The sequence below is a fragment of the Bacillus sp. FSL K6-2431 genome, from assembly GCF_038005165.1.
GTDB classification, from domain to species: Bacteria; Bacillota; Bacilli; order Bacillales; family Bacillaceae; genus Bacillus; species Bacillus pumilus.
The window spans coordinates 2,792,311-2,808,409 of the sequence record NZ_JBBOSQ010000001.1 but is presented as its reverse complement, the minus strand read 5'-3'; the positions used below and the strand labels follow the sequence as shown (position 1 = coordinate 2,808,409).

Genomic DNA, 16,099 nt, shown 5'->3' with positions numbered 1-16,099 from the left:
GCCTTGCAGCTGAATACAGAATGATGAGGAGATACATAAATGAAAGCGTTTTTCAAAAATCACTGGTTTTTAGTGTATTCCATCCTCTTCATGTGGATGAAAACATACATCATTTATCAACTAGGTTTTCACATACGAACGGCCAATCTGTTTCATGAATGGCTGCTTTTGATCAATCCACTTAGCTTTCTACTCCCTTTGTTTGGGATAGCTCTTTTTTTAAATGAAACCAAACAAAAGGTTTTTTTATTGACTGCAAATTTTATTCTTACGGCGATTCTTATATCGAATACGATCTTTTATGGTTTTTACATTGATTTCATTACCATTCCCGTGCTATTCCAAGCGAAGAACATGGGAGATATGGGCAGCAGTATGACGGAATTATTCCACCCGCTCTTTGTGCTGATGCTCGTTGATTTTGTCGTACTTGCTTGGCTGCTCAAGCGCAAACCATTAGCCCCAAAAGCGTCATACAAGACGATCAAAACATATTATGCGATCTGCTGCAGCTTCCTATTGTTTCATGTCAGCTCAGCTATGATGGATCACCCTCGATTTCTGACAAGCTCTTATGATCGTGAAGTCATTGTCAGAAACCTCGGGCTATTCCAATTCCATCTTTACGACGGTGCTGCCCAAACGGCACGCATTGGACAAAAGGCTTTTGCAGATGAAGATACTCTTTCTACTGTAGCAAACTACACAAAGGCTGATTACAGCGCACCAAACGAAGAGTACTTCGGACTTGCTAAAGGCAAGAACGTTGTGTTCATTTCACTTGAATCGACGCAGCAATTTGTCATGAATCAAAAGGTAAATGGACAATATATCACTCCCTTTTTAAATCAATTGGCTAAAAAGAGTTTTTATTTTGATGAATTTTATCAGCAGACAGAGCAGGGGAAGACGTCCGATTCAGAGTTTATTGTCGCGAATTCCCTCTACCCTTCTAGCAGCGGCGCTGTCTTTTTCACAGCGAGTGATAATGAATATGATACGTTATACAAGCAGTTGAAAAAGGAAAACTATCAATCCGTCCAATTTCATGCGAATAATAAAACGTTTTGGAATCGTGATGTAATGTATGAATCTCTAGGAATTGATCGTTTTTATGATGTCGATTCATATCATGTCAATGAACGGAATTCCACTGGCTGGGGCTTAAAGGATATCGACTTCTTTGATCAATCCATTGATTATTTAAAAAAGTTGAAGCAGCCTTATTACAGTACGTTCATTACTTTGACCAATCATTTTCCATTTGAAATTGACCCGAAGGATCAGTTTATTGATGAATATGATTCGTCCAGTACCATTTTAAACCGCTATGTGACGACCGTCCGCTATCAAGATGAAGCGATTAAGATGTTTTTTGACCGTATGAAAGAAGAAGGATTGTATAACAATACGATGTTTGTCCTCATGGGTGACCATTATGGCATCTCTGAGGCACATCATGAGGCAATGGCACAGCTGCTCAATCAAGAGGAAATCACACCGTTTGATGCGGTCAAACTGCAGCGTGTTCCGTTTTTGATTTACATTCCTGGTGTCACGGACCAAGCACCGCAGACGATTTCTGAAACAGCTGGTCAAATGGACGTCAAGCCGACACTTCTTCACTTACTAGGGATTGAAACGAAGGATTCCATTCAATTCGGCAATGATTTATTTTCAAATGAACGGACGCCTTTCGCTGTATTGAGAAACGGTAACTTTATTACAGATGATTATCTCTATACAAAGAACACCTGCTATGATCAAAAAACAAAAGAACCCGTGAAGCAGGATGAGGTATGTCAGCCTTATATCGAAAAAGCCAATAAAGAGCTCTCCTTATCAGACAAGGTGATCAATGGGAATTTGCTGCGTTTTTATCAGCAGTAAACAGGATAAAACGATCTCCTTAGTCGTCACGCTGAAAGTCGCCATTTGGCGGCTTTTTCTTTTCTCTTTTTATTGAAAGCCTATGAATGCTCAAATAAGTTTGCTTATAATAAAGGGAACTACATGATATTGAATGATAAGAGGTGTGAACATGAAGTATATATTCTTAGCCTTCATCTCCATATGTTTGCTTCTGAGTGGATGCCAAACAGAGATGAAGCCATCTAATTCGAATAAAAAAACAGAGCTTGTGATTTCAGCAGCGGCAAGTCTTCAGGATGCACTAAAGGAAATTGAAGTCTCCTTTCACAAACAGCATCCACATGTGACATTAACGAATAACTTCGGATCATCCGGCGCATTGAAGCAGCAAATCGCTCAAGGAGCAAAAGCGGATCTCTTTTTCTCAGCAGCTGAAGAGCCCTTCAATAAACTTGTTCAATCTGGAGACATTGACCGAGAATATATCAAGGACGCCATACAAAATGAGCTAGTCCTTATTGTGCCAAAAGATGGCTCTTCCTCTATTAAAAGCTTTCAAGACGTCCAGCACGTAAAAGGAAAGATCGCTCTTGGCACACCTGAATCGGTTCCTGCTGGTACATATGGCAAAGAGATTTTCACAAAACTGAATATATGGGATCAAGTGAAAAAGAATGCTGTCTATGCCAAAGATGTACGGCAAGTTTTAAGCTACGTTGAAACTGGAAATGTCGAAGCAGGTGTTGTGTATAAAACAGACGCCCTCGTTTCTAAAAAAGTAAAGATTGCAGCTGAAGCAAATTCGGACATGCACTCCCCGGTTATATATCCAGTAGGGATTGTCAAAGGGACAAATCATCTTACGGAAGCCAAAGCCTTTTTTCAATTTCTTCAATCTGATAAAGCCACATCCATTTTTAAGAAATACGGCTTTCAAGTGTCGTAATGCCTATGCTGACTGAAGACTTTCTATCACCCATTTGGCTGTCCGTGCAAGTGGCTATCGTCAGCGGGCTGTTGGCCACAGTTTTTGGCACAACAATTGGCTTCTGGATGGCGCGAACAACTTTTAAAGGGAAAATGATTGTGGAAACGCTCCTGATGATGCCGCTCGTTCTCCCGCCAACAGTCGTTGGCTTTTTATTGCTCGTCGTATTCGGAAAGCATAGTGTAATAGGGGGCGCGATTGAATGGATCTTCCATCAGCCGGTCATTTTCACATGGTGGGCGGCGGTTATTGCTTCGACAGTCGTGGCATTCCCGCTCATGTATCAATCAGCAAAGGCGGGCTTTTCTACAATTGAGTCAGATATTGAAGGGGCTGCAAAAGTAGATGGTGCTCATTCCTTCCAAGTCTTTGCCTATATCACCGTACCACTTGCCCTGCCTTCCCTCTTGTCAGGCAGCATCCTTAGCTTTGCAAGAGCCCTTGGAGAATTCGGGGCGACCTTAATGTTTGCCGGCAACATCCCAGGAAAAACCCAAACACTCCCAACCGCTATCTATGTGGCGATTGATTCTGGACGCATGGAGCTTGCTTGGGCGTGGACGATCTGTATTGTGATCTTATCTTTTATTATGCTTTTGGCTGTGCGTAGAAGTAGTACGTAAAAAAATCCCCTTTCTCACGTGAGAAAGAGGATTTTTTCATTTATTCAAACCCAACCGTCATCGTCTCTGGATTCGAGCCGACACGCTCGTTATTGTTTAATGCATCGATTTTTTCCATGTCTTCTTTTGAAAGTTCGAAATCAAAAATATCTGCATTTTGTTTAATGCGTTCTTCGTTGATTGATTTTGGAATCGTCACGACACCGCTTTGCAGATCCCAGCGCAGGATGACCTGTGCAACAGATTTGTTGTAGCGTGCAGCCATGTCCTTTAATACGTCATGATCTAATAGCTTTCCTTGCATGAGCGGAGACCATGCTTCAATTTGAATGCCTTTTTCTTTTGCGTATTGACGTAGTTCGACAAGTGTCAGTTTCGGATGAAATTCAACTTGGTTCACGGCTGGAACAACCTCAGCATCTTTTAATAGCTCTTCTAAATGCTGAATGTAGAAGTTGCTGACGCCAATGGCTCTCACTTTCCCATCCTTGTAAAGCTTCTCAAGCGCACGCCATGTGTCTTTAAATGTTTCTGCATTTGGGCCAGGCCAATGAATCAAATAGAGGTCTAAGTAATCAAGACCTAATCGATTCAAGCTTGCGTCAAATGCAGCCAGCGCTTTATCATAGCCTTGATCCGTATTCCATACTTTAGACGTAATGAACAAATCTTCTCGTTTCACGCCAGATTCTTTAATTGCTTTGCCTACGCCTGTCTCATTTTTATAAACGGCAGCCGTATCAATACTGCGGTATCCGTTGCGTATGGCTGCTTTTACGGCATCTACCACTTGATTGCCGTCCTCCACTTTGAATACACCTAAACCAAACCAAGGCATTTCCACTCCGTTATTCAGTGTTACGGTATCATTCAAGCTTTTAACCATTTTAACAACCACCTTTTTCATAGATTCCATCTTTTTCATTATCTCACGTTGTCCATTAAAACTCTATTATCAGGCGTTTTTCTTCGCTTCGATGGCTAACAGCAAAGCACCTGTCATGCCGGCCTTGTCTTCAAGTCCAGGAGAGACAATATATGAATCAAGCGGCGGCAGGTCTACATAATCATTGAGATAAGCAGCAAGCTTCTCTCGAATTAGTGGAAACAGTTGTTTTTGCTTCATGACGCCCCCGCCCATAATGATGCGCTCTGGGCTTAAAATAAGCGAGTACTGCATCAGCGCCTGCGCCAAATAGTCGGCTTCAAGTGCCCAAACTGATTCTTCCTCCGTAAGCTCTTTAGCAGATTTCCCCCATCTTTTCTCAATCGCTGGTCCAGCTGCCAGTCCTTCTAAACACGTCCCATGCGCTGGGCAGACTCCTTCAAACACGTCTGATTCATGCTGCCTGACAAGGATGTGCCCCATTTCTGGGTGCGAATGACCATGAAGAAGCTCGTTTTTTACAACAGCGCCAGCACCGATACCCGTACCGACCGTGATATACAAACAACTATTCAGCCCTTTGGCTGCTCCTTTTGTTAATTCACCTAAGGCTGCCGCATTTACATCTGTTGTAAAAGCTACTGGGACTTCTAATTGCTTCTCTAGCTCTGGAATGAACGGGTAATGCTTCCACCCTACTTTCGGCGTGTTCATGATATAACCGTAAGAAGGGTCGTCCTTTTGGACACAAATCGGTCCAAAGGAGCCGACCCCTAATGCTTCAATGTCATGCTGCTCGAAAAATGGCATGAGCTTTTGTAATGTTTTTTCTGGGTGCTCTGTAGGAATTGTCATTTCTTCGAGAATGTCCCCGTGCTCATTGCCAATTGCACAACAAAACTTTGTACCGCCAGCTTCAATTGCTCCATAATACGCCATCATTGATCTCCCCCTGCTTGTTCTCTTTCTTCATCATAAAACATAGGGAAAAAGATAACAACATTACGTGTTGGTCAGGAGAACAGCTTCCATATCATTGATATACTCCCTTAGATGATGGGCAATATCACGATTGATTTCACCATTTTCATACAAAGTTTGAATTTCATTTCGAATCGTCTGTACAGCTTGGAAGTTAAGCTCTTTTTTCTTCCGGTCAAACGAACGGTCTTTTTGCTGAAAGAAGCTTGGACCGTGTTCACATCGATAAATGACTTGGTTGTAAAAGCCAATCACTTGGTGACATGTTTGTTTATTTTCATCGGTCATATGCTGTTTGATCGAGTCCACAGCAGCCTCTGCCGTTTTCTTACGGATTTGCTTGTACGAGTCTTCGTTTTCTAAAATACCGCTGGAAACGAGCTGATTCGGTCGCCATAATTGGAGCCATTGAAGCAAGCGCAGGAACTTCACTTTTGAAAAACGAATTTTGAAGGAGTTTGAATACAGCATTTCCAGCTCATGAAATCTCTCCTGTAGCTCATAGGCTTCTTCTTTATCTAATTTCTCTTCATCAATTAATTGCTGAAGCTTCATTTGTTCTGCTTTAATTCCATGCAATCTAATTTTTCGTTCCTGTCTTCTCATCCCGAATTGGTACGGCTCACGCTGGATATTACGCAGCTTCATTCGGTAATCATTAATGAGTGCTAGAGACACTTCCCTGTTGTCTTCATTCATTCCTTCTCTTAAGGTTTTAATGGCACTTCTCAGCAGCTTCCGTTTCGCATGCTGAACCTTTGTATCCAAATCCACGGCAATTTGTTTGTCTTTTTTCTCAGATAAAAGAGGCAATAATACACTAGCTAAAATGAGTGTACATAAAATGACGCCTGCTGCGAGGAAAATAATCAAATGCCGCTCGGGGAATGGTGATCCGTCCGCAAGCGTAAATGGGATTGAGAAGGCACCAGCTAAAGTGACAGCACCACGAACACCAGAGAATGTCATCAGCATCGAAGCACGCAGCTTCGGTTTTTTCACATTCTGCTTTTTCGTTACACTCCAGTTACCTGCCCAGAAGAGCCATACCCATAAGAATCTCAGGATCATGAGACATAGCGTGATGATTAAGATGTAACTGATGACCTGCATATTATTAAACGCTTCATCCTGGAAAATCACTGTCGATACATCCGGAATCTGCAATCCAAGAATAACGAAAACAAGTCCGTTTAAAATAAATAAAATAATATTCCATGTGTTTGATGAAGCAATTTGCAGTTTGGCTAAATTTGCTTCCATTCGATCCTGCTCAATGGCATGTGTCACACCGCCAGCAACAACCGCTAAAATACCGGATACACCAATTTCTTCAGCTGCTAAATAGATGACAAATGGTGTAAGGATTTGCAGAATGATATGCATCGTGACATCGTCCATTCCTAAACGGCGGAGAAAATAGCGAAAACGAATGATAAAAAAGGATAGAATAAATCCAGTCAATAGACCACCTGCGGCAATCAGGACAAAGCTAAAGGATGCCTCAGCAATTGAAAAAGCGCCAGTTACTGTTGCTGCAATGGCAAATTTAAAGGCGACAAGTCCTGATGCATCGTTCATCAATCCCTCGCCTTCCAGCAGTCTCATGATGCCCTTTGGCATGTTCACACGGCTGGAAAGAGCACTGACTGCTACCACATCTGTCGGTGATAAAATCGCTGCAAGCGCAAATGCGGCTGGAAGTGGTATGCTTGGGATCATCCAATGGATGGTATATCCCGCGACAATGACTGTCGCAAAGACTAACCCTAGGGCTAACAGAAGAATCGGCGCTCTTAATTTCCACAGCTCATCCCTTGGGGTACGCTTCCCGTCATTAAATAACAGCGGCGCAATGAATAAAACGAAGAATAGTTCAGGATTTAAAGAAATATGTAAACCTGAAGGAAAAGCTGCCACCAGTATTCCTAAGCCCACTTGAATTAACGGGACTGGAATAAAGGGGACAAAACGATTGATAATATTAGATGATGCAATGAGTGCAAGTAGTACGAGCACTGCCAAAAAAATCTCCACTAGTACGTGTCCCTCCTATTTTAATTTTTTCGTCAAGTTTTGCTTACATGCAAAGATGTGTTCATTTCGAGTTGATTCATCCGTCCGATCATAGAAGCTTCTTTAGTATTCCGCAAAATGTGAAACCAACACATAACAATCCATCTAGGCAAAAAAAGGCTGAATCCAGATATTCAGCCAGCTGACAAAATTTTCATCATATGTATTGTTCCAATGATGAACAAAAGACCCTGCTTTTATTTTACACGAAAACTCCATTACCTGCTGACATCCAGCTCGTTTCAAACACAAAAAAAAGAGCGAAATCGCTCTTTTCTCGTTTTACCCTTTATTTAAAAAATAAGACCTAGCGGGAAGCCGCCATTTGAATAGGTAGGAACAAACCCTGCATACGACGAGGATGAGAAACAGCAAATACAAAGCAATCTCTCCTTGTGCTAAACCGAGTCCTACGAGTAAGCCGCCAAGTGCTGCCCAGACTGCGTAAATCTCTGCTTTTAGCACAAGTGGCTTTCGCCCTGCCAATAAATCACGCACAATTCCGCCACCGCTTCCAGTCAGAATGGCTGCCACAATGACCGCACTGAGCGGAAGCTCTCTTTGCACAGCAAATAATGCACCTTGAATCGCAAACGCTGCTAAGCCAATCGCATCCGAGAAATTCCCCCATGTGCTCCAGTGCTTGAGCAAAAGCTTTGGAAAAAGAAACACAATCGTAATGGATACAAGAGCAATGGTAAACATCTTGCCCTGTGACCATAAAGCAGACACCGGAAGACCGATTAATAGATTCCGAATCGCTCCACCGCCAAATGCTGTCACAATCCCTAAAATGTACACACCAAGAATATCGTACTCTTCCTCCATTGCCACTATCGCACCACTAATGGCGAACGCGATAATACCAATGATACTTAAGACTTCCCATGCCATTTTCCGCTTATCTCCTTACATGATCTGATCATCTAACACTACTCCCTTAATGTATATCTGACATAAGCGAAAAGCAATACAAATTTTCTTTAAATTTTATCTTTTTACAAAAATAAAAAAATAGCCCGCTAAAAAGCAGGCTATCTCTCAATCTTCTTTTGCATTTAACAGCAGCATACTGATGATAATCAGAATAAATGCAATAAGTGCTAATAGCGGAATGGTGATAAAACCAAACCAGTTCAAATAATCAACAGAACAAGGAATGCCGCTGAGGCAAGGGCGAATCGACGCAAAGCCTGGGATCTTTTGTTCCATATAATGATAGATGGAAAAGCCAGCACCGATTACAGCTAATGGCAGTACGTAATACTTCACTTTGACATCACCCCGGAACGTAGCAATTCCAAGTAAAAGCACGAGCGGGTACATGAAAATACGCTGGAACCAGCACATATCGCATGGAATAAACTTTTTGATTTCACTTAAATACAGGCTGCTCATCGTCGCAACGATCGAGACAATCCAAGCACTGTACAAGTAAATAAGCTTATTCTTCATGATTTCTTCCCTTTAAGCTCTTGATCAATTAATTCTTTGATTTCATCATAGTCATAGAAGTTTTGGACTTGTTTATTGTTAATGAAAATCGTTGGTGTTGAATTCACTTTGTATTTGTTCACAAGCTGATCGTCTGTGTTCAGCTGCGGCTGATACGTTTTCTTTGATAGGTTATCTTTGAGTTTGTCCGTATCAATTTTTGTTGTCTTTTTCGCTAATTCAGTCAGCTTAGCAGGCGTAACCCATTCTGCTTCACTATCTGGCTGTGCTTGATAGACAGCTTCATGGAATGCCCAGAAGTTTTTTGGATCTTCTTTCCATACTTCTTCAGAAGCTAGTGCTGCTAACACTGCGCCATCTCCATGAACAGGCAGTGGCAAGTTAATAAATGAAAATGATACATCGCCTTTATCTATGTAGTCTGCTTTCAGTTTTGGGAAAATGTCTGTTTCGAATGATTTACATGACGGACATTTGTAGTCCCCAAACTCGACAATTTGCACCGCCGCATCTTTGTCTCCTATGACAGGCTGTCCTTTAATCGAAGGCTTACTGTCAACTGTTTGTGCTTCTTGGCTGTTCTTGTTTCCAATCACAACAAATATACCGATGAGAAGAGCTGCGATGATGGTTAAAATGACAGCAAATTTAATGGATGAAGATTGATTATTTTTCTTACTCACATAAGCACCTACCTTATCTTTTTCATTCCTTTTAAAAAAGAAAAAGGATAATAGCTTAGAAAAATGCCATTATCCAACTTCTTCTATTTTAACAAGAGGGGGTCCATTATGAAAGATGGTATTCATGAAATTTTCCTTACAATTTTATTTCATGACCCTCATCGCATTTAAAACAGCGAGTACGGTGACACCGACATCCGAGAAGACGGCTTCCCACATCGTCGCAATTCCGAATGCTCCGAGTAATAGGAAAACGCCTTTGACACCAAGGGCAAATGCAATATTCTGCCAAACAATCCTTCTTGTTCGTTTTGCGACAGCGATGGCTTCTGCTACCTTTGATGGCTGGTCCGTCATGATGACGATATCAGCCGCTTCGACAGCTGCATCTGAACCAAGCCCGCCCATTGCAATTCCTATGTCCGCTCTTGCTAATACCGGTGTATCATTAATGCCGTCCCCAACAAATAATAGCTTTTCTTGAGGCGCTTTTTTCTGATCAATTTCTTCTAATTTCGTTACTTTGTCCTGCGGTAATAATTCTGCATGTACTTCATCAATGCCAATTTGCTTAGCGACCGCCGTTCCGACTTGCTTAGCATCACCAGTGAGCATGACGGTTTGAATACCAGACGCCTTTAGAGCAGAAACGGCTTCGATTGCATCGTCCTTTAATTCATCTGCGATCAAGATTGATCCGGCAAACTCACCGTTAATTGCCATGTACACAACGGTTCCGCTTCTTTTTTCTTTTTCATACGCAATGTCTTCTCGCTCCATCAAGCGATGATTTCCGGCTAAGACGTGAGATCCGCTGATGGTCGCTTTAATTCCATGTCCCGCGATATCCTCATATGCTTCGATCTGGCTTTCATCAAGCGGTGAGCTATATGCCGCTTTAATCGATTCTGCAATAGGGTGAGAGGAATGGGCTTCTGCTAGTGCTGCAAAAGAAAGCAGCTCTTCTTCTGACCACCTGTCACTGGCTGTGGCAATATTGGTCACTGTAAAGTTTCCTTTTGTAAGCGTGCCCGTCTTATCAAATACCGCATATTTCACAGAATTCAATGCTTCTAAATAGTTACTGCCTTTGACAAGGATGCCTCGTTTAGACGCTGCCCCAATTCCCCCGAAAAACCCTAATGGAATGGATACAACAAGAGCACAAGGACAAGAGATCACGAGAAAGACAAGCGCCCGGTACACCCAGTCAGACAATTGTGCTGATGGAATAAGAAGCGGCGGCACAAAGGCAAGCAATAAGGCGAGCACGACGACAGCCGGTGTATAATATTTTGCAAACTTTGTGATGAAATTTTCTGTCTGTGCTTTTCGGCTGCTTGCATTCTCAACCAAATCTAAAATTTTCGTCACTGCCGATTCGCTTAACTCTTTTTGGACTTCAATTTCAAGTATACCGTTTTGATTCACAAATCCTGCAAGAACTTCTTTTCCCGCTTCTACATCCCGCGGCACCGATTCCCCTGTTAATGCGGATGTATCAACAAGTGAGAAGCCCTCAATAACGAGCCCATCCAGCGGAATTTTTTCACCAGGCTTCACGACAATACGGTCACCGGCTTTTACTTCTTCTGGATTCACTTTTTTCGTTTCATTTCCAACTTTTAGATTCGCGTATTCTGGACGTATATTCATTAATTCACTAATTGAACGTCTTGAACGATTCACTGCCGCCCCTTGGAAGAGCTCTCCAATTTGGTAAAAGAGCATCACTGCCAGTGCCTCTGGATATTGCTGAATCACAAAAGCGCCAACTGTTGCAATGGTCATTAAAAAGTTCTCATCAAATACTTGGCCTCGCACGATATTTTTCAGCGCTTTAAAAACCACATCACCGCCGACTAGTAAATATGCTGCGAAGAACATAAGGAACTTTAATACACCATCTTCAGGTATAAAGAAAGCGGCTGTTCCAATGACTGCACCGCCAATTAATTTCAGCACAATCGTTTTTAAATTTTTTGTCCCATGATCATGATCGTGATGATGTCCTTCTTCTTTCGGTGATACACTCACATGAGGTTCAATGGACTGAACAGTTTTTTCAATACGCTTTGTCATCGTTTCTTGCTTATCTGCATGCGTCACAGTCAAGGTGCCTGTCGCAAAGTTAACAGAGCAAGCTTCCACTCCATCCATTTTGCTGACGCCTGTTTCTATTTTACGTGCACAGTTGCCGCAATCAAGACCGCTTAATACGTATTCATCCTTCATCTTTTTCATGTTCTCACCTTTTTCTATATGATAAGTAACGTTCCCTGGATCGATTCAACCTATTAAAAATCAAAAACTTTATATATGAGCATATATTCATATATCGGATTACCCTTATTATATGAGGATTTCTTATCTTCTGTCAATCATTTATGAAGAAATAATTGGTTTTTTGTGTCCCATTCTGTCACACGGATTTTCAATAAACCAAGCTCATGTCCCCCTTTCTGCGCATAACATAAAAACGATCGTTTGATCTCTGACAGAATAAGTGCAGTTTTTTCTCTTTACAAAAGAAGGACAGACGCTTAGAATGAAATAAAAGTTTCCTCAAGGAAACAAATTAGCGTTAGAGAATCATTTCATCCTTTAGTCAAAATTATTTAATGTATGCATATATCTTTAGGAAGTGCAATGATGATCGAAAGGGGCCGCAAGAGATGCCAAATGCTTTAACAATCGACCGTCTTCATGTCTCATATCACGGGCAGGATGCTTTAGAGAATATCTCTCTTTCCATACAGGAAGGAACAATGACAGGAATCATAGGTCCAAATGGTGCCGGTAAATCGACTTTACTCAAGGCATGCTTGGATTTAATTGAAAAAGATCAAGGGGATATTCGCTTTTTTGAACAGCCCTTTAAACAAGTTAGAAAACAGATCGCCTATGTACCTCAGAGAAATGATCTAGACTGGACGTTTCCTATTCATGTGCTGGATACCGTCCTACTTGGAACATATCCGAAGCTTGGCCTGATCAAACGTCCGAAAAAAGAAGACCGGGCATATGCGTACCACTGTTTAGAAAAAGTCGGCATGCAGGACTTTGCCAAAAGACAAATTGGTGAGTTATCCGGCGGTCAGCAGCAGCGTGTCTTCCTTGCAAGAGCACTTGCGCAAAACGCACAGCTCTTCTGTTTGGATGAACCATTTGTTGGGATTGATATGGCAAGTGAAGAAACGATGGTTGGCATTTTGAAGGAATTACGGGATGAAGGAAAAACCATTTTGGTGGTCCATCATGATTTAAGTAAAGCCGATGATTACTTCAGCCATCTCGTTCTGTTAAATAAAAAACTCATCAAAGCTGGACCTGTACACGATATCCTTCGCCCAGAGGTCATGCTGGAGGCATATGAAACGCAGCTACCATTCTTAAAATCAGCAGGAGGAGACGTGTAATGGAATTTTTAACCGGACTCTTTGAATATGCGTTTTTACAAAAAGCATTATTTACATCCGTGATGGTAGGCATTATTTGCGGGGTCATTGGCTGCTTTATCATTTTACGGGGCATGGCCTTGATGGGAGACGCCATATCGCATGCTGTGCTGCCAGGTGTCGCCATCTCTTATATGCTGGGAATTAACTTTTTCTTCGGAGCCGTCTTAACTGGCGTATTAACAGCGATTGGGATCGGATATGTGAGTCAAAACAGCCGCATTAAAAATGACTCTGCCATCGGTATTGTCTTCACCGCTTTTTTCTCAATCGGAATTATTTTGATCACATTTTTGAAAAGTTCCAGTGATTTATATCATATCTTGTTTGGAAACGTTCTAGCTGTTCGTTCATCTGATATGTGGATTACGCTTGGCATCGGCATTTTTATCCTGCTGGCCGTCATCATTTTCTACAAAGAATTGCTCATTAGTTCATTTGATCCGGTGATTTCTTCGGTTTACGGTTTACCGAATCGAATGATCCATTATTTTCTCATGACCTTGTTGACCCTTGTGACCGTTGCTTCACTACAAACTGTTGGGATTATTCTTGTCGTTGCCATGCTTATTACGCCGGCAGCCACTGCGTATCTCTTAACAGACCGGCTATGGATTATGATTTATTTATCTGCATTTTTCGGGGCAGTTTCTGCCGTTGCCGGTCTTGGGCTTAGTTTTACGTATAACTTGTCGTCTGGCGCTTCTATCGTGCTAGTTGCGACCATTTTATTCGGGAGTGCCTTTATCCTTTCACCAAAGCAAGGAATTCTATGGAGATCATTAAGATCTAAACGAAAACGAACGCAGCTAAAAAAGGAAGCGTCTATGTAAAAGGAGGACATATATGAAGAAGGTATTTGCAATCCGTTTGACCGCAGTATTCATTGCCCTTATGGTCATCACAGGCTGTTCTACAAAACAAAATAATTCCGGCAAAGATGACGGCACATTAAAAGTCGTCACGACCTACTCTATTCTTTATGACATTGTGAAGGAAGTAGGCGGAGAGCATGTCTCTATTCACAGCATTGTTCCCATTGGTACAGACCCACATGAATTTGACCCACTGCCAAAGGATGTTCAGCATACAACGGATGCAGACCTTGTTCTATATAATGGCTTAAACCTTGAAACAGGGAATGGCTGGTTTCAAAAGCTGCTCGAATCGAGTGGCAAGGACGGGGATGATGCACCTGTAGCCGAAATGAGTAAAGGCGTCAAAGTAAAACATTTATCTTCAAAAGGCCTCGAAAGCCAGCAGGACCCACATGCCTGGCTAAATGTCGAAAATGGGATTCTGTATGCTAAAAATGCCAGAGATGCACTTATTAAAGCGGACCCTGAGCATCAAGAGGATTACGAAAAAAATGCAGAAGCCTATATCAAAAAGCTTCAAGCGCTTCATGATGAAGCAAAAGACAAGTTCGACCAGCTGCCGAAAGACAAAAAGCGTCTTGTGACAAGTGAGGGAGCCTTCAAGTATTTTGCAGATGCCTATGGACTAAAGGCAGGCTACATTTGGGAGATCAACACAGAGAATGAAGGAACACCTGGACAAATGAAGCGCATCATTCATTTCGTCAAAGATCATCAAGTGCCTGCGCTCTTTCTTGAAACAAGTGTCGATCCACGCAGCCTTGAAAGCCTATCTGAAGAAACTGGTGTTCCGATTAAAGGAAAAGTATTTACTGACTCCATTGGAAAGAAAGGTGAAGATGGGGACAGCTACTATAAGATGATGAAATGGAATATTGACACCATTTACAAAGGGCTTTCATCATAAGAAAAGACAGGCGGAGTGAGTTCGCCTGTCTTTTTTATTAGCTGGCTATATTTTGCGGGTGTTTTTTCGGCCAGATCACATAGCTGATGCTAATGACGAAATCAATGGCTAAGACCATTCCCCATACTCTCGCTAGCTGCATCAGTGCTTCCGTTCGTTCTGGTGCTTGGATGAGATAAGATAACCCAAATAGTAGACCGGCTCCGATGACATAAGAGACGAGATGCCGCGTCCAGCCGACTATTTCATATACAGACCGTTCCTTCCCGTACTTTGGTCTTCCCTTCGGCTTAGGGCCTCCTGCAAATCGATAAGCAAACCGGACATCTGCCCATTTCACCATTTGATGTCCAAAAGCGAGACTCACCCCAATATAAACAGCTGCGAGCCCGTGAATGACACTTGCCACAGCCCCCTCTCTTAAATCCATATAAGTCGCTGCAAGAAGTATGAGATCCAAAATCGGTGTACAAATGAGGAAGAAGGCGCCCCACTTTTTCTGTCTAAACACATAACGAAGTGTTAACCCCACCAGAATAAACAGCCAAAAGCCAATTTCACATGCCACAATCAATAACCCGATCAATATTCACCACATCCTTTTTAATACGATTGTATTAAATAAAAAATAACACAACTGTGTTAAAAAAACAATAGCTGTGTTAAAATCAATGTATGCCAAAAATCGTCGATCACTATAAACAAAAACAAAAAGTCGCTCAAGCTGCCATGAGAGTGATTAAACAGGATGGATTGGAAAACGCTTCTGTACGAAAAGTAGCGGTAGAAGCTGGCATTTCAGCGGGCTCTATGCGTCATTATTTCTCCACACAGCAGGAGCTATTTCTTTTCTCTATGACATTGATTCAGGAAAGAGTCAAAGAGCGGATGACAGGACTTCAGCTGAACGGTTCAACGGAAGAAAATGTCCTAGCGTTATTGGAGCAGGTTCTCCCACTTGATGAAGAACGAAGATTTGAAATGGAGGTGTGGCAGGCTTTTACAGTCAAGTCGATGACTGAACCTGATTTACAGCCGCTCAATGCAAAGATGTATGACGAGCTTTTCCAAATGACCCAATATTGTTTAATGAAATTAAAAGAGGATGGGCTCTTGCTTGATCATATCGATCTTTTAGTCGAAACTGAGCGGCTTTATGCGGTCATCAATGGGCTTGCATTGAATGGAATCTTGCAGCCTCATCGCTTACCGCCTCAGCTCATACGCTCCGTACTGCAGATGCACATGCAATCCATCACCAAAAAAGACATGTCTCCCTCATGAGGGAGCAT

At 42.1% G+C, this 16,099-nt stretch carries 15 protein-coding genes; 7 read left to right on the top strand and 8 right to left on the bottom strand.

Annotated elements, in window-relative coordinates; translation table 11 throughout:
• Positions 1-39: 39 nt before the first annotated feature.
• From MHH40_RS14000 to modB, 3 genes are all read left to right on the top strand, one after another.
• The gene (locus MHH40_RS14000) at positions 40-1,890 is read left to right on the top strand and encodes an LTA synthase family protein (RefSeq protein ID WP_003213307.1); all 1,851 of its coding nucleotides are present in this window, start codon (positions 40-42) and stop codon (positions 1,888-1,890) included.
• 151 nt (positions 1,891-2,041) lie between these two features.
• Positions 2,042-2,818: a molybdate ABC transporter substrate-binding protein gene (gene modA, locus MHH40_RS13995; RefSeq protein WP_340901237.1), complete on the top strand. Its 777-nt coding sequence runs from the start codon at positions 2,042-2,044 to the stop codon at positions 2,816-2,818.
• On the top strand, positions 2,818-3,483 hold the full coding sequence (gene modB, locus MHH40_RS13990; protein ID WP_212045537.1) for a molybdate ABC transporter permease subunit: 666 nt from the start codon (positions 2,818-2,820) through the stop codon (positions 3,481-3,483). The genes modA and modB overlap by 1 nt, the downstream gene beginning before the upstream one ends.
• 40 nt (positions 3,484-3,523) lie before the next feature.
• On the opposite strand, the gene MHH40_RS13985 is transcribed toward modB, so the two are convergent.
• The 7 genes from MHH40_RS13985 to MHH40_RS13955 form a co-directional block, all read right to left on the bottom strand.
• Positions 3,524-4,369 (bottom strand): aldo/keto reductase, encoded by an 846-nt coding sequence (locus MHH40_RS13985; RefSeq protein WP_012011253.1) that lies wholly within the window; start codon positions 4,367-4,369, stop codon positions 3,524-3,526.
• A 69-nt stretch (positions 4,370-4,438) separates the two neighbouring features.
• Positions 4,439-5,308, bottom strand: coding sequence for an ROK family protein (locus tag MHH40_RS13980; protein WP_340901236.1), 870 nt, complete (start codon positions 5,306-5,308; stop codon positions 4,439-4,441).
• Between the two features lie 63 nt (positions 5,309-5,371).
• The gene (locus tag MHH40_RS13975) at positions 5,372-7,387 is read right to left on the bottom strand and encodes a Na+/H+ antiporter (protein WP_003212699.1); all 2,016 of its coding nucleotides are present in this window, start codon (positions 7,385-7,387) and stop codon (positions 5,372-5,374) included.
• Positions 7,388-7,708: 321 nt separating this feature from the next.
• A complete protein-coding gene (locus MHH40_RS13970) occupies positions 7,709-8,320 on the bottom strand; it encodes a trimeric intracellular cation channel family protein (RefSeq protein ID WP_003212961.1) in 612 nt (203 codons plus the stop codon).
• A 147-nt stretch (positions 8,321-8,467) separates the two neighbouring features.
• Positions 8,468-8,881 carry a disulfide oxidoreductase gene (locus MHH40_RS13965; protein ID WP_003212957.1) on the bottom strand — a complete coding sequence of 138 codons (414 nt, stop codon included), beginning with the start codon at positions 8,879-8,881 and terminating at the stop codon, positions 8,468-8,470.
• Entirely contained in the window at positions 8,878-9,564 is a 687-nt protein-coding gene (locus MHH40_RS13960) for a DsbA family protein (RefSeq protein WP_050944130.1), read from the bottom strand. Before MHH40_RS13960 ends, MHH40_RS13965 begins: the two co-directional genes overlap by 4 nt.
• Before the next feature lie 144 nt (positions 9,565-9,708).
• Positions 9,709-11,808, bottom strand: coding sequence for a heavy metal translocating P-type ATPase (locus tag MHH40_RS13955; RefSeq protein ID WP_050944136.1), 2,100 nt, complete (start codon positions 11,806-11,808; stop codon positions 9,709-9,711).
• Between the two features lie 431 nt (positions 11,809-12,239).
• Here MHH40_RS13955 and MHH40_RS13950 point away from each other — a divergent pair, with 431 nt between their 5' ends.
• From MHH40_RS13950 to MHH40_RS13940, 3 genes are read left to right on the top strand one after another with little or no spacing between them, the layout of a single operon-like run.
• A complete protein-coding gene (locus MHH40_RS13950) occupies positions 12,240-12,983 on the top strand; it encodes a metal ABC transporter ATP-binding protein (protein WP_050944142.1) in 744 nt (247 codons plus the stop codon).
• Positions 12,983-13,855 (top strand): metal ABC transporter permease, encoded by an 873-nt coding sequence (locus MHH40_RS13945; RefSeq protein WP_003212785.1) that lies wholly within the window; start codon positions 12,983-12,985, stop codon positions 13,853-13,855. Before MHH40_RS13950 ends, MHH40_RS13945 begins: the two co-directional genes overlap by 1 nt.
• Positions 13,856-13,868: 13 nt before the next feature.
• On the top strand, positions 13,869-14,807 hold the full coding sequence (locus MHH40_RS13940; RefSeq protein ID WP_050944146.1) for a metal ABC transporter substrate-binding protein: 939 nt from the start codon (positions 13,869-13,871) through the stop codon (positions 14,805-14,807).
• A gap of 37 nt (positions 14,808-14,844) precedes the next feature.
• On the opposite strand, the gene MHH40_RS13935 is transcribed toward MHH40_RS13940, so the two are convergent.
• The gene (locus MHH40_RS13935) at positions 14,845-15,393 is read right to left on the bottom strand and encodes a hypothetical protein (protein WP_003213116.1); all 549 of its coding nucleotides are present in this window, start codon (positions 15,391-15,393) and stop codon (positions 14,845-14,847) included.
• An 89-nt stretch (positions 15,394-15,482) separates the two neighbouring features.
• On the opposite strand from MHH40_RS13935, the gene MHH40_RS13930 reads away from it, so the two are divergent.
• Positions 15,483-16,091: a TetR/AcrR family transcriptional regulator gene (locus tag MHH40_RS13930; RefSeq protein WP_050944148.1), complete on the top strand. Its 609-nt coding sequence runs from the start codon at positions 15,483-15,485 to the stop codon at positions 16,089-16,091.
• Positions 16,092-16,099 lie beyond the last annotated feature (8 nt).

Bases quoted from the DNA above. Each gene is read 5' to 3' on its own strand.
- modA (WP_340901237.1), top strand. From the start codon at position 2,042: ATGAAGTATATATTCTTAGCCTTCATCTCCATATGTTTGCTTCTGAGT.
- MHH40_RS13940 (WP_050944146.1), top strand. From the start codon at position 13,869: ATGAAGAAGGTATTTGCAATCCGTTTGACCGCAGTATTCATTGCCCTT.
- MHH40_RS13985 (WP_012011253.1), bottom strand. From the start codon at position 4,369: ATGGTTAAAAGCTTGAATGATACCGTAACACTGAATAACGGAGTGGAA.
- MHH40_RS13950 (WP_050944142.1), top strand. From the start codon at position 12,240: ATGCCAAATGCTTTAACAATCGACCGTCTTCATGTCTCATATCACGGG.
- MHH40_RS13980 (WP_340901236.1), bottom strand. From the start codon at position 5,308: ATGGCGTATTATGGAGCAATTGAAGCTGGCGGTACAAAGTTTTGTTGT.
- MHH40_RS13955 (WP_050944136.1), bottom strand. From the start codon at position 11,808: ATGAAAAAGATGAAGGATGAATACGTATTAAGCGGTCTTGATTGCGGC.
- modB (WP_212045537.1), top strand. From the start codon at position 2,818: ATGCCTATGCTGACTGAAGACTTTCTATCACCCATTTGGCTGTCCGTG.
- MHH40_RS13945 (WP_003212785.1), top strand. From the start codon at position 12,983: ATGGAATTTTTAACCGGACTCTTTGAATATGCGTTTTTACAAAAAGCA.
- MHH40_RS13970 (WP_003212961.1), bottom strand. From the start codon at position 8,320: ATGGCATGGGAAGTCTTAAGTATCATTGGTATTATCGCGTTCGCCATT.
- MHH40_RS13930 (WP_050944148.1), top strand. From the start codon at position 15,483: ATGCCAAAAATCGTCGATCACTATAAACAAAAACAAAAAGTCGCTCAA.
- MHH40_RS13965 (WP_003212957.1), bottom strand. From the start codon at position 8,881: ATGAAGAATAAGCTTATTTACTTGTACAGTGCTTGGATTGTCTCGATC.
- MHH40_RS14000 (WP_003213307.1), top strand. From the start codon at position 40: ATGAAAGCGTTTTTCAAAAATCACTGGTTTTTAGTGTATTCCATCCTC.